This is a genomic window from Massilia sp. UMI-21, assembly GCA_015277795.1.
In the GTDB taxonomy this organism is placed as follows: domain Bacteria; phylum Pseudomonadota; class Gammaproteobacteria; order Burkholderiales; family Burkholderiaceae_D; genus Telluria.
Genome location: CP063848.1, coordinates 1,826,511 through 1,849,525, shown reverse-complemented (window position 1 = coordinate 1,849,525; position 23,015 = coordinate 1,826,511). Strand labels below are relative to the sequence as shown.

At 66.0% G+C, this 23,015-nt stretch carries 19 protein-coding genes; all 19 read right to left on the bottom strand.

All coding sequences use genetic code 11. From position 1 onward, the window contains the following. Positions 1–31: 31 nt before the first annotated feature. Positions 32–1,450: a mannose-1-phosphate guanylyltransferase/mannose-6-phosphate isomerase gene (locus IM543_08235; GenBank protein ID QOY95807.1), complete on the bottom strand. Its 1,419-nt coding sequence runs from the start codon at positions 1,448–1,450 to the stop codon at positions 32–34. Continuing rightward, entirely contained in the window at positions 1,447–2,637 is a 1,191-nt protein-coding gene (locus IM543_08230; GenBank protein QOY95806.1) for an NDP-sugar synthase, read from the bottom strand. The genes IM543_08235 and IM543_08230 overlap by 4 nt, the downstream gene beginning before the upstream one ends. A 30-nt stretch (positions 2,638–2,667) precedes the next feature. After that, the gene (galE, locus tag IM543_08225; protein QOY95805.1) at positions 2,668–3,666 is read right to left on the bottom strand and encodes a UDP-glucose 4-epimerase GalE; all 999 of its coding nucleotides are present in this window, start codon (positions 3,664–3,666) and stop codon (positions 2,668–2,670) included. A 207-nt stretch (positions 3,667–3,873) separates the two neighbouring features. Continuing rightward, positions 3,874–4,638 (bottom strand): WecB/TagA/CpsF family glycosyltransferase, encoded by a 765-nt coding sequence (locus tag IM543_08220; protein ID QOY95804.1) that lies wholly within the window; start codon positions 4,636–4,638, stop codon positions 3,874–3,876. 26 nt (positions 4,639–4,664) lie between these two features. Continuing rightward, a complete protein-coding gene (gene wecB / locus IM543_08215) occupies positions 4,665–5,798 on the bottom strand; it encodes a UDP-N-acetylglucosamine 2-epimerase (non-hydrolyzing) (GenBank protein ID QOY95803.1) in 1,134 nt (377 codons plus the stop codon). Positions 5,799–5,855: 57 nt separating this feature from the next. Next, entirely contained in the window at positions 5,856–7,820 is a 1,965-nt protein-coding gene (locus IM543_08210) for an alginate lyase family protein (GenBank protein QOY95802.1), read from the bottom strand. A 36-nt stretch (positions 7,821–7,856) separates the two neighbouring features. Then, positions 7,857–8,921: a glycosyltransferase gene (locus IM543_08205; GenBank protein ID QOY96582.1), complete on the bottom strand. Its 1,065-nt coding sequence runs from the start codon at positions 8,919–8,921 to the stop codon at positions 7,857–7,859. A gap of 198 nt (positions 8,922–9,119) precedes the next feature. Further along, positions 9,120–10,337: a glycosyltransferase gene (locus IM543_08200; GenBank protein QOY95801.1), complete on the bottom strand. Its 1,218-nt coding sequence runs from the start codon at positions 10,335–10,337 to the stop codon at positions 9,120–9,122. 870 nt (positions 10,338–11,207) lie between these two features. After that, positions 11,208–11,543: a hypothetical protein gene (locus IM543_08195; protein ID QOY95800.1), complete on the bottom strand. Its 336-nt coding sequence runs from the start codon at positions 11,541–11,543 to the stop codon at positions 11,208–11,210. Between the two features lie 27 nt (positions 11,544–11,570). Beyond that, on the bottom strand, positions 11,571–11,846 hold the full coding sequence (locus IM543_08190; GenBank protein QOY95799.1) for a ParB N-terminal domain-containing protein: 276 nt from the start codon (positions 11,844–11,846) through the stop codon (positions 11,571–11,573). Then, positions 11,768–12,625 carry a hypothetical protein gene (locus IM543_08185; GenBank protein ID QOY95798.1) on the bottom strand — a complete coding sequence of 286 codons (858 nt, stop codon included), beginning with the start codon at positions 12,623–12,625 and terminating at the stop codon, positions 11,768–11,770. Before IM543_08185 ends, IM543_08190 begins: the two co-directional genes overlap by 79 nt. A 127-nt stretch (positions 12,626–12,752) precedes the next feature. Continuing rightward, on the bottom strand, positions 12,753–14,987 hold the full coding sequence (locus tag IM543_08180; protein ID QOY95797.1) for a DUF4962 domain-containing protein: 2,235 nt from the start codon (positions 14,985–14,987) through the stop codon (positions 12,753–12,755). Between the two features lie 284 nt (positions 14,988–15,271). Beyond that, positions 15,272–16,069, bottom strand: coding sequence for a glycosyltransferase (locus tag IM543_08175; GenBank protein ID QOY95796.1), 798 nt, complete (start codon positions 16,067–16,069; stop codon positions 15,272–15,274). Further along, positions 16,005–17,279, bottom strand: a complete 1,275-nt coding sequence (locus IM543_08170) for a glycosyltransferase family 4 protein (protein ID QOY95795.1) — start codon at positions 17,277–17,279, stop codon at positions 16,005–16,007. The genes IM543_08175 and IM543_08170 overlap by 65 nt, the downstream gene beginning before the upstream one ends. A gap of 91 nt (positions 17,280–17,370) precedes the next feature. Next, the gene (locus tag IM543_08165) at positions 17,371–18,891 is read right to left on the bottom strand and encodes an oligosaccharide flippase family protein (protein ID QOY95794.1); all 1,521 of its coding nucleotides are present in this window, start codon (positions 18,889–18,891) and stop codon (positions 17,371–17,373) included. Next, positions 18,891–20,354, bottom strand: a complete 1,464-nt coding sequence (locus IM543_08160) for an O-antigen ligase family protein (GenBank protein QOY96581.1) — start codon at positions 20,352–20,354, stop codon at positions 18,891–18,893. Before IM543_08160 ends, IM543_08165 begins: the two co-directional genes overlap by 1 nt. A gap of 41 nt (positions 20,355–20,395) precedes the next feature. Further along, positions 20,396–21,115 carry an EpsI family protein gene (epsI, locus tag IM543_08155; GenBank protein QOY95793.1) on the bottom strand — a complete coding sequence of 240 codons (720 nt, stop codon included), beginning with the start codon at positions 21,113–21,115 and terminating at the stop codon, positions 20,396–20,398. Next, positions 21,112–22,068, bottom strand: a complete 957-nt coding sequence (gene xrtB, locus IM543_08150; GenBank protein ID QOY96580.1) for an exosortase B — start codon at positions 22,066–22,068, stop codon at positions 21,112–21,114. The genes epsI and xrtB overlap by 4 nt, the downstream gene beginning before the upstream one ends. Before the next feature lie 37 nt (positions 22,069–22,105). Then, complete coding sequence (epsG, locus tag IM543_08145) at positions 22,106–22,975, bottom strand: chain length determinant protein tyrosine kinase EpsG (protein QOY95792.1); 870 nt, start codon at positions 22,973–22,975, stop codon at positions 22,106–22,108. Positions 22,976–23,015 lie beyond the last annotated feature (40 nt).

The following is a 23,015-nucleotide window of genomic DNA, read 5'->3' as shown; positions in this document are numbered from 1 at the left end:
CCGCTATGCCTGCCTGGCCTTGCCGCAGACCCTACGCGCGCTGGTAGATATCCTCGAAGCGGACGATGTCGTCCTCGCCGAGGTAGCTGCCGGACTGCACTTCGATGAGGTGCAAGGGCAGCCTGCCCGGGTTTTCCAGCCGGTGGGTGACGCCGATCGGGATGTAGGTCGACTCGTTTTCCGACAGCAGGCAGACCTTGTCGCCGCAGGTCACGCGCGCCGTGCCCGACACCACCACCCAGTGCTCGGCGCGGTGATGGTGCATCTGCAGCGAGAGCTTCTCGCCCGGCTTGACCGTGATGCGCTTGACCTGGAAACGGTCACCCGCGTCGATGCCCTCGTAGTGGCCCCACGGGCGGTACACGCGGGTATGGTGCAGGTGCTCGGTACGCGCCTTGCTCTTGAGGTGGTCGACCACCTGCTTGACGCGCTGGACCTGGTCCTTGTGGGTGACCAGCACCGCGTCCTGGGTCTCGACCACCACCAGGTTGTCCACCCCGACCACCGCCACGATGCGCGATTCCGCGCGCACCAGCGAATTCGTGACGCCGTCCAGGTAGACGTCGCCGCGGCGGGCGTTGCCGTCGGCGTCCTTCGGCTGCACTTCCCACAGCGCCGACCAGGAGCCGACGTCGTTCCAGCCGATGTCGGCCGGCACCACGGCCGCATCGCGGGTCTTTTCCATCACCGCGTAGTCGATCGAGTCGGACGGGCTGTCCGAGAAGGCCTTTTCTTCGAGGCGGCAGAAGTCGAGGTCGCGGTAGCCGGTGCTGACGGCCTGCTCGGCGGCGGCGGCGATCGCCGGCGCGTGCTCCTGCAGTTCCTTGAGGAAGCGCTCGGCGTGGAACATGAACATGCCGCTGTTCCAGTAGTAGCCGCCTTCGTCGAGGAAGGTCTGGGCGGTGGCGGCGTCCGGCTTCTCGACGAAGCGCGCCACCTTGTAGCAGTCGCCGCAGTTGGCGACCTGTTCGCCGCGGCGGATGTAGCCGTAGCCGGTTTCCGGGGTCTTCGGCACGATGCCGAAGGTGGCCAGGGCGCCCTGCCCGACCAGGGTCACGGCGCGCTCGACCGCGTCGCGGAAGGCGGCGCCGTTCTCGATGACGTGGTCGGCCGGCAGCACCAGCATCAGCGCTTCCGGATCGATCGACTTCAGGTAGTGGGCCGCCGCCGCGACCGCCGGGGCGGTGTTGCGGCCGACCGGTTCGAGCAGGATGCCGAGCGGCGTGATGCCGATCTCGCGCAGCTGCTCGGCCACCATGAAGCGGTGGTCGTTGCCGCAGACGACCAGCGGCGCCATCACTCCCGGCCAGTCGGCCACCCGCAGCGCAGTTTCCTGCAGCATGGTCCTGTCCGCCACCAGGGGCAGCAGCTGCTTGGGCAGCACGGCGCGCGAGAGCGGCCACAGGCGGGTACCGGCGCCGCCGGAGAGGATGACTGGATAAATTTTCATGCGCTGACTTTCTCTGGAATTTTTTCTGAGGTCTTGACGACGGCGTGATCGGCGACGCTGTCGATTTCCTTGCGACGGGAGCGTCGGCGGTCGCGCGCGTTCAGCCACTCTTCCGAGGAGTACTCGGATGCATGCTTCATCTCGCCCTTGCGGTCGACACTGTAGTCTTTGAATACGATCATTTCATGCAATGTTACATCATGCAACACCCGTGTGTATTCGAACAACACGCTACGCACGACCTCGGCGCCTTCGCAGATGTGGCTGCCATGGCCGATCCAGGTCGGGCCGACGATGCGGGCGCCGGCTTCGATGCGCACGTTCGAGCCGATGTAGACCGGCCCTTCGATGCTCGTGCCGTTCCAGTCGATGCTCGTGTTCAGTCCGGTCCAGACGCCCGGCTCGATCTGGATGCCGGGCACGTCCATGTGGTTGACCTCGCCGGTCAGCACGGTCTGCAGCACTTCCCAGTAGTCGCTCATGGTGCCGATGTCGAGCCAGTTGAACGGGCGGCCCTGGGCGTAGAACGGCAGGCCGCGTTCGGCCAGCAGCGGGAACAGTTCGCTTCCGATGTCGAATGGCACGCCCGACGGAATCAGGTCGATGACCTCGGGCTCGAAGATGTAGATGCCGGTCGAGATGAAGTTGGACTTGGCATCGGCCTCGGACGGTTTTTCCTGGAACTCGGTGATGCGGCCCTCGGCGTCGGTGACCACCACGCCATAGGACGAAACCTTGTCCCATGGGACTTCCTTGGTGATGACGGTCGCCATCGCACCCTTGCGGCGGTGCTCGAGCAGCGCCGCCTTCAGGTCGAGGTCGATCAGGGCGTCGCCGCACAGCACGATGGTGGTGTCGTCGAAGAAGCCGCCGAACTCCTGGATCTTCTTCATGCCGCCGGCCGAGCCGATCGGCTCGGGCACGATGGCGCCGTCGTCCTTGATATAGCCCTCGAAGGAGTAGCCGATCTGGACCCCGAACTGCTCGCCCTCGCCGAAGTATTCTTCGATTTTCTCGTGGAGCCAGCTGACATTGACCATGATCTCGGTCACGCCGTGCTTCTTGAGATGGTCGACCAGGTAGGCCATCACGGGTTTGCCCAGCAGGGGAATCATGGGTTTGGGCAGGTCATAGGTCAGCGGGCGTACACGCGTGCCTTTGCCTGCAGCGAGAATCATGGCTTTCATCAGACCGTCCTTTAATTTACATGACTTGGATTATTTGGCTGTGGTTTGGTAGCGCCATACGTCGGCGCACATTTGAGCGACATCACGCTCGGCAGTCCAGCCCAGCTCTTGGCGCGCCTTGGCCGGGTCGGCGTAGCACTTGGCCACGTCGCCCGGACGGCGCTCGACGATCTGGTAGGGAATCGGGCGCCCACAGGCTTGTTCGAAAGCGTGCACCATTTCCAGCACGCTGTTGCCACGGCCAGTGCCGAGGTTATAGGTAACGATGCCCGGCTCCTTGGCCAGGCGGTCGAGGGTCTTCACGTGGCCGATCGCCAGGTCGACCACGTGGATGTAGTCGCGCAGGCCGGTGCCGTCCGGGGTCGGGTAGTCGCCGCCGAAAACCGAGAGTTTGTCACGCTGGCCATTGGCGACCTGGGCGATGTAGGGGACGAGGTTGTTCGGGATGCCGTTCGGCTCTTCGCCGATCAGGCCGCTCTCGTGGGCGCCGACCGGGTTGAAGTAGCGCAGCAGCGCGATGCGCCAGTCCGGCTCGGCCTTGGCGAGGTCGCGCAGGATGTCTTCGATCATCAGCTTGCTGCGGCCATAGGGGTTGGTGGCCGACAGCGGGAAGTCTTCGCGGATCGGCACCGAGGCCGGGTCGCCGTACACGGTGGCCGAGGACGAGAACACGATGGTCTTGACGCCGAACTTGGCCATCGTCTCGAACAGGATCACGCTGCCGTTGACGTTGTTGTCGTAGTAGCGCAGCGGCTGCGCCACCGATTCGCCGACCGCCTTCAGGCCGGCGAAGTGAATCACCGCGTCGGCCCGGTGGGCGCCGAAGACGCGTTCCATGGCCGCGCGGTCGCGGATGTCGGCCTGTTCGAAAATGAAGGGCTTGCCCGTGATGCGCTGCACCCGCTCCTGCACCGATGCGACCGCGTTGCACAGGTTGTCCACCACGACCACCTCATGGCCCGCGTTCTGCAGTTCGACGACGGTATGCGAACCGATGTAGCCCATGCCGCCAGTAACCAGGATCTTCATGTCTTTTTGCTCTCTGTGATATGTAGAATGTATTAGTAGTATGACAAGCAATAGCGCAGCATATCACGGCCATCGCGCACAGGCCCGCACGCTTCCGGCGCCCACGCCATGGGCGGCAGGGCCTGGCGGCGCTGCGCGCGCCGCGCCGTGTTGCTGCTCCGGGGCGCTTGCTGTGTATTCTCGTACGGGCGGCTTCTGTGGCCGCCCTTATCCCTGCTTGACCTGCCTGCCCCGGCCCTTCAGGGCTTCTTTCAGCAACAGGCCGATGAAAGCCATGTCTTCGATGAAATAGCGCCGGAACATGCGGCGCGGCTCTTGCAGGAAGCGGTAAAACCATTCGAGCCCCGACTTCTGCATCCAGAGCGGGGCCCGCTTGACCTTGCCGATGGCGACATCGAAGGTGCCGCCGACGCCCATTGCGAAAGGAATCCGCATATGGGCCTGGTATTTGCCGAGGAACTGCTCCTTCTTTGGCGAGCTGATCGCCACGAACAGCAGGTCGGCCCTGCTCGCCCGGATCTGCTCGGCAACCAGGGCTTCTTCTTCCTCACCCTGCCAGTAGCCGTTGCGGTAACCCGCCAGCACCAGCTGCGGGTACTTGCGGGTATAGGTGTCGGCCACTTGGCCGACGACTTCCTCGCGCGCGCCGAGCAGGAACACGCGCCAGCCCTTTTCGCCGGCGCGCCGCATCAGCGCCTCGAACAGGTCGACCCCGGCGACCCGTTCCTTGAGCGGCTTGCCGAGCAGGCGCGAGGCCCACACCACCGGCATGCCGTCGACGTTGACCAGCGCGCAGTCGTTGATGATCTGGCGCAATTCGGGATCGCGACTGGCCTTGACCAGCTTGTCCACGTTGACCACCACATGCTGATGGGGCAAGCCGGATTCGATGAATCCTTCAACCTTGCCCAGAGTCTCTTCCATGCTCAGGTTGTCCACCTGACAGCCCATCAACGTGATCCGGTCATCCATGTGATTCCTTTACTCGGGTAAGGCACCTATGCGGCAAGGCCTTGCGGCGTTGCCGGCGCGATCTCCTTGGCCAGGATCGCGACGATGCGTTCGGCCGCCTTGCCGTCCCACAACTGCGGGCGGCGGCCCTGCTTGCCTTCGCCGCGCAGCACCTTGCGCGCTTCGCGGACGATGGTGTCGGGATCGGTGCCGGCCAGGACATTGGAGCCCTCTTCGACCGTCACCGGACGTTCGGTGTTCTCGCGGATGGTCACGCAGGGCACGCCCAGCGCGGTGGTTTCTTCCTGCAGCCCGCCGCTGTCGGTAAGCACCACGGCCGCGTCCTTCCACAGGTTGAGGAAGGCCATGTAGGCCTGCGGCCCGGCCAGCGTGATGTTGGGGCCGAGATCGATGCCGAACTTCTCGATGTTGGCGCGGGTACGCGGATGCACCGGGAAAATCAGCGGCAATTCCTGGGCGATCTCCTTGAGCGCGCCGGCGATGCGGGCGAAGGTTTCCGGCTCGTCGACATTGCTCGGGCGGTGCAGGGTCACCACGCCATAGCGCCCGCCCTGGGCCCCCTGCTGCGCCTTGAAGCCGCTGGTCTCGAAGGCCGCGGTGTCGGCGCGCGACAGCTTGTCGGCCTGGTACAGCACGTTGTCCACCATCACGTGGCCGACATAGTGCACTGCGGAATCCGGCTTGCCTTCGCGGCGCAGGTGCTCGACGGCGGCCGGCTCGGTGGCGAAGAACCAGTCCGAGATGCTGTCGGTGACCAGGCGGTTGATTTCCTCGGGCATGCTGATGTCGCCGCTGCGCAGGCCGGCCTCGACGTGGGCGACCGGGATCACCAGCTTCTTGGCCACGATCGAGCAGGCCAGGGTCGAGTTGACGTCGCCCACCACCAGCACCGCGCTTGGCCGCTCGGCCATGCACAGCTCTTCAAACGCGACCATGATCTTGGCGGTCTGCTGCCCGTGGCTGCCGCCGCCGGCGGCCATGAACACGTCCGGCTGCGGAATGCCCAGTTCTTCGAAGAACACGTCGTTCATCTCGCGGTCGTAGTGCTGTCCGGTGTGGATGATCTTGAAGGACAGCGTCTCCTGGGCCTGCAGGGCGCGCACGATCGGCGCGATCTTCATGAAGTTCGGACGCGCACCGGCAACGAGGTAAATCAACATATGGACATTTCCCTTTGTAAATTTCTAATTTATTAAAGACACACTGCTTGTTGTCTGTTAATGCAAAAACGTTATTGTAAACCTGCATTCGACCGGAACGGCGGACGATACGGTCGTGATCCTGAGCACCTCGCAGGGACGTTTCGATTCATAGGTGCGCGAGCACCAGCCGAGCGGCGGGTTCTCGGCCCCGCGCACCAGTTCCAGCTGCAGGTCGGCGCCGCTGGCCTGCATCTGCAGCACGAAGCGCTGGCCGCGCACCGACAGGCCCTGGCTGGTCAGGCGCACGTCGAGTTCGGGCGCGAAGTGCCAGAACAGCTCGACCTTGTGCTGCTTGCGCGCCGAGATCTCGTCGCGCACCACCAGGGTGTTGGCGGCGCCGTCGAAACGCACGCTGCGCATGTGCCGTACCGGGTCCGGCAAGCGGGTATAGCCGTCGTGCGAGCCGCGAAAATCGAAGTCGTTCGGGCTGTTGGGCATGCGGTCGATATGCGCCTCGGCCTTGCGCAGCCACATGAAGCGCCCGCCGCTGGTCGACTGGTCGAGGCCGTCGATACGCACCGTATTGTGGCTCGAGGTGCCGCGGAAGTAGTCGCGCCACTTCTGGTCTTGCCAGTAGGAATAGGTGCCCGCGTCGATCAGGCATTCCTCGCCGGCCACCGACAGGCTCAATGCCAGCGCATCGGCATGGCCATGGGCGGCGATGCCGAGGTAGCCCAGCGGGCCGCAGTCGAGCAGGCCCTTGATCTCCTGGTGCTCGCCAAAGTGGTTGCCGAACATAAAGTACCCGCCGTCCGGGAAGGCCCAGCCGGTATCGACCTCGTGCGGGTCGCAGTCCGGCCGCGCGCCGGGCAGCGCGTGCAGCAGCCAGCGTACGCCGGGGTGGGTATCGTTCGACGCCCCGAAGACGGTGTCGCCCAGCGCCAGCAGCTGGGCGGCGCGGTCCATGCCGGCGGCGTCCAGCCGGAACACGCAGCCGTCGTCGGCGTCGCCCACCGCCGGCACGTGGCCGCCAAGGTCGCGCACCGAGCGCAGGAAGCGCAGCGCGCGCTGCAGCGAAGCCCAGTAGGGGCGCGGGAAAGGCTGGCCGCAGGCCTCGCCCATCAGGCCGGCGACGAACAGGAATTCACTGGAAAAAATATGGTAGGCGAAGGCCTGCTCGCGGTTGACGCCGTCGCGCGAGAATTGCAGCACCGCCTCGTGTTCGAGTTCGCGGCGCGCCTGCTCCAGCCAGCCGGCGGACTCCTTCCAGCACGGCCAGGTGCTGGCACCCACGTACAGGCCGGCCAGCTCGCCGATCAGGTGGTTGTTGGCCGAGGAATGGCGCGACAGGTGGCGCGCGATGCTGCGGCAATGGGCGTGGATGCTGCCCTGCCAGTCTTCGCGCAGCTTGTGGCCGGACTCGCCTTCGAACAGCGGGCTGTTCTCGCCGCCCACCAGTTGCCACACCAGGCTCCAGTTGATCAGGCGGATGCCGAGTTCGAGCGAACTGGTCCAGTTGGGGCCGGTCAGCGGCGGGCACTGCTCGAGCCAGCTGCGCAGCTGCTGCGCGAGCGCGTGCAGCCAGCGCTCTTCGCCGCTCAGCACCCAGGCCTGGGCCAGGCGCACCAGGTGCAGGTGGCGGTTCAGCTCCCACACGTGCTTGATGTCGCCGACCTGCTCGCGGTCGGTAATGGCGATGTCGCCGGCGTAGACGGCGGGGCCGAGCACGCCGGTGTCGGGGTCGCGGTTCCAGGCGGTGGGCACGCCGACGTCGAAGCGGCGTTCGGCGAACAGCACCACGTGGCCGGCGCAGATGCGTTCGGCGTCCAGCAGCAAGGCTTCGATCTCGTGCTTGTCGAGGGCGGGCGCGCCCTGCACCGCCAGCGTGCGCGCACGCGGCAGCGGCGCGGGGGCGCTGCGGCCGGCCAAGCGCCGGCCCATCCTGGTCGCAGCCGCCTGGCGGACCCGGTAGCCGACTTCCGCCACCGACATGCAGCGCAGCCGGTTGACCAGCCACCCTATCCTCACTGTTGCGTTCATCGCTTTCCCCCGTTTTGCAACCTGGTCACAATATTGTTAGTGCTCGCCTGCCGCCCGGTTCTTCCCGGTTCTTCGCAGTTCTCGATAGACCGCCGAAATCTGTCCGATCACGACGCCGGACTCGAATTCCGATGCGATGGTGGCGCGGGCGCGGGCGCCCAGACGCCGGCGCTCCCGGTCGTCGCCCATGAGGGCGCCGAGCGCCGCCGCCAGCGCCTCCACCTTGCCCGGCTCGACCATCAGGCCGTTGTCGCCGTCGCGCAGCGCATCCGGGATGCCGCCGACGCCGGTGCTCACGACCGCCTTGCCGGCCGCCATCGCTTCCAGCAGCGCCATCGGCAAACCCTCGGCGTGCGAGGGCAGGCAGAACATGGCGGCGCGCGCCAGCTCGTCCTGCTTGCGCTGGGCGGTGACCCAGCCCAGCTCTTCCACCCGATCGAGCACGCCCAGCGCGCGCGCGCGACGCCGCACCTCCTCGAGCTCGCCCTGGCCGCCGATCGCCAGCCGCGCCTGCGGGAAGCGCTCCTTGAGCAGGGCCAGCGCTTCGACCAGCTCATAGATGCCCTTGCGCGCTTCGACCTGGCCCAGGAACAGGATGCGGCCCGGCTCGGCGCGATCCGCGCCCGCGGGCGGCAGCGGCACCGAATTCGGAATCACCACGATCCGGGCGCGCGGCGCAAAGCCCTGCAGGTAGGCGGACCAGCGGCTGGACAACGCGATCACGACCGAACTGCTCTCCAGCGTATGGCGGATCCAGCGCTGCATCAGCGGGCTGGAGCCTTCGATGAAGGCGTCGAAGCAGGCGCCGTGCAGGTGGAATACGGTGCTGGCGCCGCTGGCGCGCGACAGCGCCAGCAATACCGACTTGCGCACGAAACTGCCCTTCGAGGCCGCATGGGCGTGTACGACATCCGGGCGGCGCGCCAGGCAGGCGAGCGTACGCGCCAGGCCCTTGAGGGCGGCGCCGATCCTGGCCATGCGCGAGCCTTCGGCATGGGTGGCCACGTAGCGCACGCCTTCGCGCTCGAACAGGCCGTTCTGGCGCAGCAGCGATACCACGGTGGCGACGCCGCCGCGTCCCCCAGGCTCGGTTCCCAGCATGAGCACCCGTGGCGACACGTGCGTCGTCGCTGGCGCTGCCGGTGCCGATGCCTGGTTCATGCCATATGCCTTTCCTTCGGGGGACGCTCAGTGCGCGTGGACGTCAGTTTGCAAAATAGAAATAGTTTTGGATGGTACAACAGTGTTTACTCCAGGAAGCGCACAATATCGCGCCTCGTGAACGCGTGTGTTGCTTTTTCAGCGCCCATGCGGGAGGATTTTTGTGTACGTTTCTGCAACTATTCGACCCAGAATAGCATAGGTCCGGTGGCTGCTTACGTACGCTGGACCACGTTTCGCGAACTCGGCGGCAAGCGCCTTGTCGTCCAGCAAACGCCGCACCGCGGCCGCGAACGGCCGCGCCTGCATCGGCGCGCACAATCCCGCCCGGCTCTGGTCGATGACCAGTTGCTGGTCCGGGATATCGTTGGCGACGCTGGGGATGCCCAGCGCCAGGTACTCGACCAGCTTGGTGGGCGAGGACACGTCGAACAGGGTGCCGCGCGGAATCGGCGACAGCCCCACCTCGGCCCGCAGCGCATAGCCGAGCGCGGCGCGCTGGGGCAGCCAGCCGGTCAACAGCACGTGATCCTGGACGCCGCGGCGCGCGATCTCGGCGCGCATCCAGTCCATTTCGTCGCTGGAGGCGGCGTCGCCGGCGATCACCAGGAGCAGGTCGGGGACGTCCTTTTTCAGTTCCTCGGCCACCTCGAGCAGGAAGTCGGAGCGGCGCGACTGGGCGATGCGGCCCAGGTAGAGCACCACGCGGCGACCCGACAGGCGCGGATCCTCGCTGGGCGCGACCGCCTTGCGGTCGAACAGGGTGGCGTCGACGCCCATCGGCACCGCCGTCATGCGCGCGCGCGCGAAGCCCTGCCCGGCCAGCCAGTCGGCCATGGCCTCGCTCTGCACGAAGATGTGGCGGGCGCCCGGCAGCACCAGGCGGTAGATCACGAAGCGCGAGGCCGCCGCACGCACGGCATGCGCAAACCATTTGAGGCCCTTGCCGCGGCTGCCGATCTCGTCGCGCCGCACCTCGAAGCCTTCGACGATCGGGAAGGACATCCAGTAGATGAAGGGCACGCCCAGCAAGGCGGCGGCGAGGCGCCCGAGCAGGCCGGAGGCGATCTTGTCGCGCACCTGGATGCAGTCGGGCCGCTGGGTGCGCCGGGCCTGCAGCAGGCCGCGCAGGTCCCACAGCGGCGACAGCACGCTGGCAAAGCGCGACTTCAGGCTGCCCACCGTGTGCATGCCGCCGGCCGGCCATGGCGCCGTGGCTTCCCCTCCGGACTGGCCCACCAGCTCGGTATTCACCCCGTAGCGCGGCATTTCGTCGCCGAACAGGGTCGCCACATCGGCGCGCAACGGCGGCAAGGGATCTCGGACGATGAAGGCAATGGACAGGGGTTTGCGCATGAGGCCAGTATCGATGGGGCAGACCCGACGATTCTAGCGCGGCAGGGAGCACGCACGTTTCAGGAATGACATGCCAATGTGCACTGGAACACGTTTGCGTGATACATCGAGCGGCGAGTGCCGAAGCGATCGGCACGGCGCGCGGGAGGAATCGCTTGCTTTCACCAGCAGATTCATGAGTGAGAGAGGGTTGGCGCTGGTGTCGGCCCAGCGCTCGGGCAGGCCGGCTCGCTCAGCAGCTTGGTCCATCGTCGGGGAGCGTTTGTCGTTTCGTTGACGTAAAACTTCCCCGAACTGCGGGTAAAGCTGAGCTTGCCAGCGCCACGATTACTTTTTTCGGCGAGAACGAATTAAATAGATCCCCGCCCACAAACAAAGGAGCGCGCCAATGGCATAAATTGCGACAAATGTATAAAAGGCATCCGGCATTTTCTCTATTGAGTAAAAGGTAGTCGCTGCTGAACGTGTAGACACCTCGACCACCCTATCATAAAAAGCTCTGAATACCAGCCCCCCCGAGACCAATTCCAAATAATATGCTGATCCAACCTAAAATAATTGATGGCATGCCTATCTTCCAATTTATTGTTTCCCTGGACGAGATTTTGGCTCGCGCACGCGCGCGCGACAAGTGTTTCTCTGCCTGTTTATTAATGGCCTGACATGGCCGCTGGGGTTGGGTTGGGTAGATTCCGTCTGACTGACGGCGAAGCGCGGCGACAAGCGACGCAGGAGCGCGCCCTGTACACCTGACTGGCTTCACTCCGTTTGGTGGGCTATGCGCAGCGCCTGGAATCGTAAAGCGAGCCATTGCTGCCGCGCTCCGAACCGACGGGTCCCAGGCCACCGGATCCAGTAGGGCTCGAATATCTATACGGGCGGTGTGTCGTTTGCTGCCGGATCAACGAATTGTATTGTATCCCCCAAACGCAACCGAAAATCTTCGATTGCGGCCTTACCTAAATCAGTACGTACAGAAATCTCGCTGGCAAAACCGGCAATGCCGTATATAACATTTATTTGAGTATGTTTATCCTCAAACTTTTTTATTCCTAAAAACTCCTCAACAAATGGAGTGCCGAAGTAATTGACAACTTTCTCCACAATAAGCTCAGGAATTGAGGACGTGGAAGTAAAGAACCACCCATCTTCAGTAAGTTTGGCTTCGGTTCCTGGTGGAACTACGAAAAACCTTAGAAACGCCATTGTTCTTCCAATTGGACTGCAATTGATTCACTGCCCTGCAACTTCTACCGGGATCTTCCCTACCCCTGCCTTAATAGCTGCAGCTGTTCGGTGATGTCCATCCGTGATCTCTGGACGTCCTCGCTCATTCTTTTGTGCTTGTACAGGCTTGATATGAGCTTGCCCTTGTCCTTGCCTTGTCGGTGTCGCGCCGCGACACCGACGATGCCCGGGCCGGATTGCCCTCAGGCGGCCCGGCTTTCCTTCCACTGCACCAAGCGTGGCAGCAGTCCGGCGCTGGCCTGGCTGTCGAGCTTGCGGCAAAAATGGGCGTTCGAGGCGCGGATGCGCTCGAAGTCGCCGGCGTCCAGGACCTTGGGGTTGCGCGCGCCCTGCTCCGGCCACTGGACGTAGCGGTAGTTGTCCGACAGTACCCGGTCGGCGAAGCGCGAGCCCATCACCAGGGTCTGGAACAGCATCTCGTCCGGGCACTGCACGGTGCGCATGAAACGCATCAGGCGCGGGTGGGCATCAAGCAGGCGCAGCACTTCGGCCAGGCAGTCGCGCGACAGCGCCCACCACGAGGCGCCGCCGTGAGGCACGAAGCCGTCCGGCATGCCGCGGCGCCGGCCGCCCAGGCGCAGCAGGCGATTGGCCAGCGCGCAGGCCAGGCGCTCCACACGCCCGCCGCCTTCCCGGTAAAAGAACTGGTAGCGGAAGCCCACGTTCCAGCCGCCGGGCCCGATCGGCGTCGTTTCCATCAGCTCGCGATCCTGCAGGCGCGCCAGCTCGCGCTTGAGCAGGGCATTGGGCAACAGCGGGAAGTCCTGGGCCGACAGGAAGATGACTTTGTCGAAGTCCGGCTGCTCGCGCAGGATCTGGCGTAGCGCCACCAGGGTGGCCTGCACCTGCGAAAAGCCGCCCCAGCGCACCTCGATGCGCGGCGCGACCCGGCGCGCGGCCGGATGCAGCGCTGCGGGGTCGAGCGCGCTCTTGCGGTCGAGGTGGACGTAGACGGTGAAATCGGGGTCGCACAAGGCCTCGACCAGCGCATTGAGCTGGTCCATGTCTTTATGCGCACAGATCAGGAACACCTGTTTCATCGCCCTCCCCGGTCGGCTCCGCAAAAGAAAAATCCCCCCGCAGCGCCTGCCGCGGGGGGACTTGTGCTGCGCGCCGAGTCTAGCACGGCGCGCAGGATGGACAGCGTCCGGTTCAGTGTACTGCGGCTCAGTTGATGGTTACCGACTGGCCGCCCACGGTGACGGTACGCACCGAGCCCGAGGTGGAGATGTTCACGCTCGGCTTCTTGCAGCCGACGTCGAGCAGCACCAGGTACTCGGCGGTCGTGTTGGCGTTCGCCTTCAGGTAGAAGGCGCCATGGTCCTCGACCACGTTGGTCTTGGCGCCCGGACCGATCCACTTGGCGAAGCTGGCGTTCGCGTTCAGCGAGCGCACGCACAGGGTCTCGGTGCCGGCCGACACCTTGACGTTCTGGGCGTTCTCGACCGCCATGATGACCGGGGTGTGCATGTTCCACTCGTAGGTGCGGGCCACGGTGCTGGACAGGCGATCGCGCACCAGGATCGCATTGCCGGCGTTGCGCAGGTGCCAGACCTGGCGCTTGGCCATGGTCAACTGGCCACCGTACGCGGGCGTGGCGTCGCCTTCCGCGTAGTCATAGCTCGGCTGGGCGGTGAAGGCCGTGATCCTGCCGTTGCGCTGCAGCTGCTCGCGGTAGCCGTTCACCATCTGGCCCTTGCCGCCGTCGAAGGTGATCGCGTTCTGCGAACGGGTCTGGTGGTACCAGTCGGTCCAGTACGGCGAACCGTACCAGTCGTACCAGCCGGCCTTGACCAGCAGCGGCTGGCCGGCGCTCGACAGCAGCAGGCCGTTCTGGTCGCCGTGGCTGTGGTTGAACGAACCGTAGGGGCTGGACTTGAAGAAGGTCGAGATGCGCGAGGACGAAGCAAGATCGCTGTGCATCGCGACCCAGCCGACGGTCGGATAGAAGGCCGAGTTCTGCGGCGCTTCGCGGTAGGTGGTATAGCTGACCGGCAGCGGGTACTCGGCCTGCAGCAGCGACATCGCATCTTCCATGCCGGTGGTGTTCTTCACGTACCAGGAGGCGCGCGGCGACCACATGCGCGAGGCGAAGGCGCGGAACACGCGCGCATCCGGCTTGGTCTCCGAGGCGTCGCCGAAGGCATGCACGCGCGCGCCCGGCGGCGTGAATTCCATCGCGAAGTCGAGGAAGCCGAGGGTCCAGGGCTTGCCGAAGAAGTTCACGCCGCTGGCATGGGTCAGCGGGTCCCACAGGGCCAGCAGGTAGCCGGCCGCATATTCGGCGTAGGCGGTGCCGTTGGCGTAGCCGCCTTCCGGGCCGCCCCACGGGTTCGGGCTCAGCGCGTAGGCGCGGAACGAGAAATCGAACCAGGTCTGGGCTTCCGGGATGTCGCCCAGGGTCAGGGTCGAGATCAGCACCATGAACACCAGGCTGGTGTTGCCGTGCGAGTCGAACGGATACTGGTCGAGGCGGCCGTTGTCGCCCGCCAGGTTCTTGTAGATTTCGGTGGTGCGGACCTTGATCGACCCCAGCCAGCGCGCCTTGCGGGTCGCGTCGAGTGAGCCGGCCAGCAGGTCGATGGTCTTGGCCAGGCCCCAGGCGATCTGGCGGGTGGCCTGGTCCTGGTTGACGTAGCTGGTCGGGCCGGACGGGTTGAGCGCGGCCAGTTCGTCGCCGCGGCGCAGGGCTTCGTTCAGGTAGATGCTCTCGCCCTTCATGCGCCACATCAGCGCCGCCGCTTCCATCTGGCGGGTGGCCTCGTTGATGCGCTGGCGCACGTCGGTCTGCTGGGCCGCCATGGCGGCGGTCAGCGGCGAGCTGATGACGATCGTCCAGCGCGTGTCCGACAGGGACGGCACGGCGGCGATCTGGGCCTTGACCTCGTTGCCGAGGCGGCTCAGGTAAGGCTCCAGCGTGGTGCGCTTGGCGTAGTTCCAGGTCGAGAACGGCGTCACCGACGACGGGAGCGAGCGCGGGCGCGCTTTCGACAGGATGCGCTTGCGCAGGGTGGCGTTGTCCGGCACTTCGAATACGTTCGAGCGGCTGGTGATCGAGAAAGTACGCGGCGTCGACCAGTCATTGCTGCCCACCGGACGCACGCGCCAGGTGTAGTTGCCCATGGCCAGCGCCTTGGTCGGCAGGTACCAGTTACGCTCGACCACCACCTTGGTCGGCGTGCCGCCGACCGGGGTGATCTCGAGTTCGTAACTGGCCGGGCCGCTCGCATGGCGGGCCCAGGTGAAGCCGGGCGGGTTCTGGGCCTGCACCTGGTTCATTTCAGGCTTGGCCTGCACGACCAGGGGATCGGTCGACTGGACCCAGTCGGCGCGCGCGTTAACGCTCGCGAACAGCGAGGCGAAAGCAGCGGCCAGGACCAGGCTCTTCCGTTGAAATTGCATGTGGGTGCTCCGAGAAAAATCTTGAAATCGATGCGCCGCACCGACTGTACCGGCGGGCTTGAGAACGTGTTCTGCGCTTGCTGGCAGCTTACTCGACAGGGTTTATGCTAACCCAAAGCAAGTTGAATACAGGCAAATTCCCCAAAGAAATCACAGATTTTTTACTTGCTTTGCAGAAATCCCACGATAAAAATTCAACGTTAACCGAACAATATTTGCAGGCTTTTAACGATCATAAATTGCCTGCAAAGACAAAAACGCAAAGCTGTCAGTTTGCTACCGTTTCACTGGACCGCCAGGGCACGTGCTTCGGCCTGCAGCGCGCGTTGGCGCTTCAGGTAGCGCAGGCAGTAGATACCGAAGGCCAGCGGCGCCTTGTCCATGTGGCGCCGGCGCACCTTGAATTCTTCCTGGCGCGCCTTGATCCGGTTGGCCGAAGACACGCTGCCGGCGTGGTCGCGGAACACGGTCAGCGGCTGGTCGATCATGGCCGGCGGCGACACCGCCCCCAGCCGTAGCCAGAGGTCGATGTCCATCGCGTACTTGAGCTGTTCGTCGAAGCTGCCGACGCGTTCGAAGGCTGCCTTGCGCACGAACACCGCCGGGTGCGGGATCGAACTGCGCCCGGCCACGAAAGAGCGGTAGGAAAAGGCGGGCATCGCATACGGGGGCACCATCTTGCCGTCCTTCAGGATCTGGATATTGCCGTACACCCAGTCGACCGGGCGCCCGGCCGCCTTGGCCTGCTCGAACGTGCGCTTGACGGTGGCCAGCACGTCCGGACCGTTGTAATAGTCGTCCGAGTGCAGGTGGGCGATGTATTCGCCGCGGGCCGCTTCGATGCCCTGGTTCATGGCGCGGCTGATGCCGCCGCCGACGTCGCGCAGCACCCGCTTGTTGCCGGGCCTGTCGCTCAGGTAGGCGGCGATCATGTCCAGGGTGCCGTCGGTGGAGCCGCCGTCCACGAAGATGTGTTCGTAGTCCTGGCAGGTCTGCGACTGGACCGAGGCCAGGGTATCAGCCAGCGTGGCGGCGCTGTTCCAGGTGCACGTAACGATCGAGAAGGTTGGTTTGCTCTGCATACAACTCCAGTAAGCGAGGTAGTAGGCGCCCGGCGTCGGCGCCGAAGGAAAGCGGCGGCGCAAGCTGGCGCGGTGGTTCGGCGAGCTGGGCGCGCACGCGCTCGACCAGCTCGTCCATCGTGTCGGCCAGTTGCAACTGGCCGTCGTATTGCTGGTAGGCGGCCAGCTCGGGCGTGCCGCCGCGCGCCATCGCCACGCACTGGCGACCCAGGGCCAGCGCCTCGAGCACGGTGGTGCTGCAGGCTTCCTCGCACACCGAGGGCACCACGCACAGGTGGGCGCGTGCGCTCAGCGCCAGTGCGGCATCGTAGTCCTGCCAGCCCAGGAAACCCACCTGGGGACTGCTGTAGCGCGCCTGCAGCGTGGCCAGCAGCGGGCCATCGCCGGCGACCCGCAACTGCGCATGGGGCGGCAGGCGGCCCTGGCTGGCGGCCAGGAACTCGCCGAAGCCCTTGCCGGCGTCGACCCGGCCGACCAGCACCACCTCGCCCGGGGTCGGCGCCGGCGCCCGGCGCGCCACCGCCAGCAGGCGCGGATAGTCGACGAAGTTGTGGATCACGCGGCAGCGCGACAGGTCGGCATCCGGAACGGCGCGCAGGAACTGGCGGCGCAGGAAATCGGACACGAACACCGTCTTGTGGCGCGCGAAGGCGCGCGCGACCTGGCTGCGGTAGCCGTTGACGGCGATCGCGGTCACGGTCTTGCGCATCGCCCCGGCAGGCTTGTCCTTGCGCGCAATACAGGCCGAGCAGTCGCCCGGCACCAGGTTGTCGCACACGGCCTCGTCGCGAAAGCGCAGGTGGGTCAGGCACTCGCTGCCCTGGTCGTGGCGGGTCTGCACGTAGTTGATGCCCTCCTCCACGTGCAGCCCGACCATCGGCACGTGGCCGTGGTAGTGCACCACGTCGAAGCCCGGCGCGTGCTCGTTGATCGCCGTCGCGATCTTGCGTGCGAAGAAGGGCCGCTTGAGGGGGTTGAACACGCCCAGCTGCAGCTCTTTCCAGCCGGGGCGGGCAAGATCGAACCCGGGGCGGAAATGGCCCCTGAAGCCGATCTGCTCGGCGCAACGCTCGATGCCGCGGTCGTTGCGGCCCAGGATCTCGACGTCATGGCCTTCGGCCAGCAAGCGGTTGGCGAGCGTCACCACGTGCTTGCCGAGGCCGCCGACCTTGTCGCCCGGTAGATCTTCCGACACCATCAAAATGCGCATGTCACTCTCCACAGGCTTGGTTTTCCCATCACGCTTCGACCACATCCTTTCGTATCATGTTGCAGAGATTGCGCACCGCGCGCCGCCACCCTCAGCCGGCCGCCTGCGAGCGCGCCCGGCCGGCCTTCAGGCGCGACCAGGCCAGCAGGCGATCGTCGCGCTCGACCACGAACAGCGCGCCGTGCACGCCCAGCAGCAGCACCGTGACGCCCAGGATGAACACGAAGTCCCAGGCGCCGCGGTCGAACAACTGCTCGGCCGTGGTGGCGGCGATCGCCACCAGCGCCACCCCGGCCAGGCCGGGCGCATAGCCCTGGCCCAGCAGCCTGCCGAGCGTGGTCGGCACCGTGCGGCCGTGCACGTACAGCAGGAAGGCGCTGGTGAACACCAGCGAAGCGGCCAGGTGGCCCCAGGCCGCGCCGTCGATGCCCCAGCCCGCCACCCCGATCCAGACGATGCCCAGCCCGGCGATGGCGCGGGTGACCGCGAACAGGCCGGACACGCGCGGATGGCCCATGCCGTCGTTGACCAGCGAAGGCAGGCTGGTGAGCGAGTCGACGAACTGCGACAGCGCCATCACGGCCAGTACCGTGGCGCCGTTGCGGGCAAAGGCGTCGTTCATCCAGTAGCCGAGGATCTGGTGGGCGAACACCGCCACCAGCACCAGGATCGCGGCGTTCAGGTAGACCACGTAGCGCGTGGCCTTCAGGTAGACGCGGTCCAGGCGCGCCAGTTCGCCCGCCGCCGCCAGCGCGCTGGCGGCCGGGAAGAACACCCCGGACAGGCGGAAGGTCAGGCTCAGCACGCGGTTGGCAAGCGTGGCCGCCACCGTGAAATAGGCCAGGCCGGTCACGCCGACCAGGGCGCCGATGATCAGCTTGTCGGCATGGGCATACGACAGCGTGGCGAAACGCGACAGGAAGGAATAGGCCGAAAAGCCGAGCAGCGCGTTGCGAAAGCCCCGGCCCGGCCAGCGCCAGCGCATGCCGGGCAGCAGGCGCCGGATCGCGCCCCACAGGATGCAGCAATGGACGCTCGAGGCGAACACCCGTAGCAGGATCACTTCGAACAGGCCGTAGCCGAGCAGCAGCACGCCGACGGTGCCAAGGGGCACCAGGGTGCCGAACACCATTTCGAGGCGCGCCGAGATGTCGTAGCGCATCAGCGACTGCGGCACGCTGTTCAGGTAGCTCTGCAGCTGGCCCGCCAGGAAGCCGAGCGCCGCCAGCCGCAAGGTCGCGGTGGCTTCCGCCACCAGTGCCTGCGGCACCTCGAACACGCCGCCTGCGAACCAGGCGGCGCCGAAGAACAGGCCGAGCGCGCCCAGCACGCCGATGCCGGCATAGGTCGCCAGGCCGAAGGAGATGGTTTCGAAGATGCGCTCGTCATCCTTGCGGGCATTGTGCTCGGCGATGTACTTGACCGAACCGGCGGTGACGTTGATGTCGATGACGGCGAAATAGCCGACGATGGCCGTGACCAGCGAGTACACGCCATAGCTGGCGTCGCCCAGCCCCTTGACGACCAGCGGCACGGTGCCGAGCATGACCAGGGCGGGAATCGCGGCGCCGAGCAGGTTCGACCAGGCATTGCGGGCGAGGCGCAGGTTCATCAGGCGTGCACCAGGTGAGGACGCGGCGGCATGAAGGGCTTGAGCGCCGGCTTCGTTGCCGGGGCCGCCTTCGCCACCGCCGCCGCCACGTAAGGCAGGGCCAGGCAGATCGCCAGCATCTGGGTCGTGCGTACCTGCGGGAACGGCGTGCCGATCAGGAAGTCGGGAATCATGAAGGCGATCCCGGCCACGCCGGCCGTCGCCAGGCCGAGCAGTTCGGGCGGCAGGGTCTTGAGCGTGCGCCGCGCGAACAGCACGAAGGTCACGATGGTGCCGAACAGCAGGAAGGTGCCGAGCAGGCCGCTCTTGAGCGCGACATGCAGTGCGCCGCTGTGCAGGAACAGGCCGCCGTCGGGATTCTGCTGCCACGAGATGTACTGGTAGCCGGTGTAGCGCCCCCAGGAACCGATGCCGGTCAGGGGATTGGCCAGGAAGTCGGCCAGCGCGAACTTCAGCTCCAGCACCCGTTCGCTCTCGGGGCCGAAGCGGCGCGACTGCATGTCGTAGACCAGGCTCGACAGGCCACTACCCGCCCCCTTGGTCTGGGACAGGCGCTGCACCGCGACGTAGGCAAGCGCGGCCCCGACCACCGGCACCCCGGCCGTCATGAGCTGCATGCGGCGCTTGAGCGGGAAGCGCATCATGATCACCAGGAAGGCCAGCATGAAGCCGATCCAGGCGCTGCGGCGGTAGGACAGCAGGATGCACAGCGCGGTCGAGCACAGGGTCATCCATTCGATGGCGCGCCAGAATCTGGGACGGTCGACCTTGACCGTCTGGAACAGGTGGACGGCGGCGATCGCGAAGGCGACGGTGCACACCAGGCTGTCGTTGATGTCGAAGAAGGTCAGGCGGATCTTGATGGCGTTCAGGTTGGCATACACATTGTTCGGGTCGCCCCCGAAGGCGGCCCAGCGCGCCAGCCCGAACAGCGAGCGGCACAGGCCGACGATCAGGATGAAATGGGTGAGCTCGAGCACGTGCTCGCGGGTGCGGAAAGACAGCAGCATCAGCGAGATCAGCGGCGCCATCCAGACGATGTTGGAGAAGCCCTGCGGGGTAAGCGCCTCGGCCACGCCGACGTCGTTCATCAGGCCGACCGCGAGGTGCCCGGCCAGCAGCGCCAGCCAGGCCCAGAACCAGGGCCGCAGGTTGCAGGCCGGGGTCGGATAGCGCTGGAAGCTGGCGGCCACGCGGGCACAGGCCCAGGCCCCCAGCACGTACCACAGCAGCAGGCCGAACAGGAGCACGCCGGAGCCGCGGCTGTAGATGCTGCGGGTGGCGAAGATCGCCATGTTCCCGTAGCTGGTGGAGTTCATGCAGAAATAGATCGCCAGGTAGGGATAAACCAGGAAGCGCGGCCACACCAGCCCGATGCCGATCCCCACGACGGCCGCGATCGACAGGCCGATGATGAAGGCCCACGGGAGCGAATAATAGACGTACGGGATGATCGCGTTGATGTTCATCTGGTGCCGTTACCCTTTTCTCTGCCTTCTCTGCTTCAGCCCTGCGCCGCCGGCCCAGGCGCCGGCGCCGGCGCCAGGCCCGCGCCGACCAGGCGGGCGCGGTCGCGCGGCGCCATCACGCCCAGCATCTCGGCGACGAAGCGATCCTGCACCTGGTAGGCCCGGGCCTCGTTGGCCTGGATGGTCGAGACCCGCACCAGCATGCCGTCCGGAATCTCGCCCGACAGGCCGTAGGCCAGGCGGCGCAGCTTCTGCTGGATGCCGGCCCGCTCGGCGTGCTCGCCGATCGTGATCCAGTAGGTGATCGGTTCGTTGCGCTCGTGCAGGCGCGCCACCAGGCGCTTGACCGGGAGTTCGCCGAAGCGCGTGGGCAGCCCGCCCTCGTCTTCCTGCACCATCTGGAAACCCTGGGCCACGTAGCAGACCTCGGGCAGGTGCAGCTGCAGCGCCTTGCTCTGGTCGCCCCCGTAGGCGATCGAGAGCATCACGCGCTGGCCCTGGCCGTTGACGTAGGTACGCGACAGGGTCTGGTCGTAGATCTTCTCGAGCACGCTCTGCTGCTCGGGGTCGGGCTGGAGCGGCACCACCGAAGGGTCGATGCGCCAGTCGCCGAAGCGCTGCGGGATCATCTGTTCCAGGCTGAACTGTTCGTGGGCCTGGGGCACGCGCGCCTTGGGCGTGAGCGCGCCGGTCAGCGCCGAGGTGCCGGCCATGGCCACCCCGAGCACCAGGCTGATGGCGAAACGGCGATTCATGTTGCCTCCTTCATGATGGGCCGGCGCCCGCCGCCGCGCGGGCCGCCGTCGCCGCCGCCCGCTTCGCGGCGCTTGATCCACCACTGCAGGCCGTTGTCGACCGCCAGGATCAGCACCAGCGCGGTGATGAACAGGACCATGCCGGCAAAGCCGTGCAGGAAGCCCTGGCCGGCGGCATCGCCGAAGTAATAGGTGATCAGGGTCAGTGCGATCACGCGGATCACGTTGGCCGTGAACGAGATCGGGATGATCAGGACCGCCAGCGTGATGTTGCGAAAGGCCGAAGGATGGCGCATCAGGTTCAGGTAGAACAGGCCGAGCGCTTCCAGGGTGAGCAGGGTCTGCAGGCCGGCGCAGGCGTCGGCCACCAGCAGCTGGTACTGGCCCATTTGCAGCACCACCCCGGAACGCGAGATCGGGTAGCCCAGCGCGAACAGGATGTGCTCGGTAACATAGGACACCGCCATCTTCATCGGCATCGTCACTGCCGCCACCAGTTCGCTCGGCAGCGGCACCATGAACAGCATGAAGAAGAACGGGAACCAGAGCACGCGCAGGGCGCGGCTGCCGAACTTGAGCAGCATCACGGCCGCCATCACCACCAGGATCGACGCCACCTCGAACATCAGGATCTTCTGCGAGCGGCCCAGCAGGTGGAAGGCCAGGCCGATGGCCAGCACCGGCCAGCCGGTCCAGCTGCCGGGCGGCCGCTCGGCGGGATAGCCGATCGCGGCCATCGTCTCCGGCCACTTGCGCCAGATCAGCCACAGCGCCAGGAAGAAGATGATCGGGCCATGTCCCTGTTCCTCGCTGACCCAGGCGCCGGTGAACAGGTCGTAGAAGGTCGGCCCGAACAGGATCGCCAGGCCGGCGAAGATGGGCCACCATTCCGGCAGCGCGTTGCGCAGCGCCGCGAGGGTCGCGGACAGGCTGGGCGGCGCGTCGTACGGCATGGCTGCCGCGGATTGCTTGGGTGCGGCCGTCGCCATCTCAGAACTCCACCACCACCGAGCCGACCACTTCGGCGCCGGATTCGGCCATCTGTTCGGCCATGCGGCTGATGTTGGCGATACGGGTGCGGTGCTTGCAGGCCACCAGCAGCACGCCGCCGGCGCGTCCGGCCACCGCCAGCGCATCGGCCCCGGCCGCGAACGGCGGCAGGTCGTACAGCACCACGTCGTAGCGGCTCTCGAGCTGGGTATTCAGGTTGCGGAAGCCTTCGCGCGCCAGCAGTTCCTGCGGGTTCGGCGGCAGGGTGCCGGCCGGCATCAGGGACAGGTCGACGAAGGCCGGGACGCGCGCGATGACGTCGAGGTCGGCGCGCCCGGCCAGCAGGTCGGACAGGCCCTGGCGCGGCTTGACGCCGAACATTTCCTGCTGGCGCGGGCTGCGCAGGTTGGCGTCCACCAGCAGGGTCTGCTCGCCGAGCTGCGAGAACACCACCGCCAGGTTGGCCGCGAACAAGCTGGAGCCGTCTTCCGGAGTGACGCCGGCGATCGCCAGCGCGCGCCGGCCGCGGGCGAACCAGCGCAGCATCAGCTGGCTGCGGATCGCGCGCAAGGCCTCGACCTGGGGCGAAAAGGGGTCGTAGGCAGCCACCAGCTTCGGTGACAGGTTGGCCTGCCCCTTCTGCAGATACGGGTAGGAGAACTGGCGCGCCAGCACCTGCTGGATGTCGTCCTCGCTCACCAGTCCCAGGCGCACGGCGGCTTCGCCAAAGCGGATCCCGAGGTCCTTTTGCATGCGCAGGACACGCTCGGCGCTCTCGGGCGTGAGCTTGCCGGCATCGAGCAGCAGAGCGCCCATGCTCGAATCGGCGTTGTGGCCAGAAGGCAATGCTGATAGCACGGAAGAATTCATGGTCGTGTCCTATTCTTGTTGAAATGCGCCGGCGTCCTGC

Excerpts from the sequence above, each read along its gene's own strand:
- IM543_08235 (QOY95807.1), bottom strand. The coding sequence starts at position 1,450 with ATGAAAATTTATCCAGTCATCCTCTCCGGCGGCGCCGGTACCCGCCTG.
- IM543_08230 (QOY95806.1), bottom strand. The coding sequence starts at position 2,637 with ATGAAAGCCATGATTCTCGCTGCAGGCAAAGGCACGCGTGTACGCCCG.
- galE (QOY95805.1), bottom strand. The coding sequence starts at position 3,666 with ATGAAGATCCTGGTTACTGGCGGCATGGGCTACATCGGTTCGCATACC.
- IM543_08220 (QOY95804.1), bottom strand. The coding sequence starts at position 4,638 with ATGGATGACCGGATCACGTTGATGGGCTGTCAGGTGGACAACCTGAGC.
- wecB (QOY95803.1), bottom strand. The coding sequence starts at position 5,798 with ATGTTGATTTACCTCGTTGCCGGTGCGCGTCCGAACTTCATGAAGATC.
- IM543_08210 (QOY95802.1), bottom strand. The coding sequence starts at position 7,820 with ATGAACGCAACAGTGAGGATAGGGTGGCTGGTCAACCGGCTGCGCTGC.
- IM543_08205 (QOY96582.1), bottom strand. The coding sequence starts at position 8,921 with ATGCTGGGAACCGAGCCTGGGGGACGCGGCGGCGTCGCCACCGTGGTA.
- IM543_08200 (QOY95801.1), bottom strand. The coding sequence starts at position 10,337 with ATGCGCAAACCCCTGTCCATTGCCTTCATCGTCCGAGATCCCTTGCCG.
- IM543_08195 (QOY95800.1), bottom strand. The coding sequence starts at position 11,543 with ATGGCGTTTCTAAGGTTTTTCGTAGTTCCACCAGGAACCGAAGCCAAA.
- IM543_08185 (QOY95798.1), bottom strand. The coding sequence starts at position 12,625 with ATGAAACAGGTGTTCCTGATCTGTGCGCATAAAGACATGGACCAGCTC.
- IM543_08180 (QOY95797.1), bottom strand. The coding sequence starts at position 14,987 with ATGCAATTTCAACGGAAGAGCCTGGTCCTGGCCGCTGCTTTCGCCTCG.
- IM543_08175 (QOY95796.1), bottom strand. The coding sequence starts at position 16,069 with ATGCAGAGCAAACCAACCTTCTCGATCGTTACGTGCACCTGGAACAGC.
- IM543_08170 (QOY95795.1), bottom strand. The coding sequence starts at position 17,279 with ATGCGCATTTTGATGGTGTCGGAAGATCTACCGGGCGACAAGGTCGGC.
- IM543_08165 (QOY95794.1), bottom strand. The coding sequence starts at position 18,891 with ATGAACCTGCGCCTCGCCCGCAATGCCTGGTCGAACCTGCTCGGCGCC.
- epsI (QOY95793.1), bottom strand. The coding sequence starts at position 21,115 with ATGAATCGCCGTTTCGCCATCAGCCTGGTGCTCGGGGTGGCCATGGCC.
- xrtB (QOY96580.1), bottom strand. The coding sequence starts at position 22,068 with ATGCCGTACGACGCGCCGCCCAGCCTGTCCGCGACCCTCGCGGCGCTG.
- epsG (QOY95792.1), bottom strand. The coding sequence starts at position 22,975 with ATGAATTCTTCCGTGCTATCAGCATTGCCTTCTGGCCACAACGCCGAT.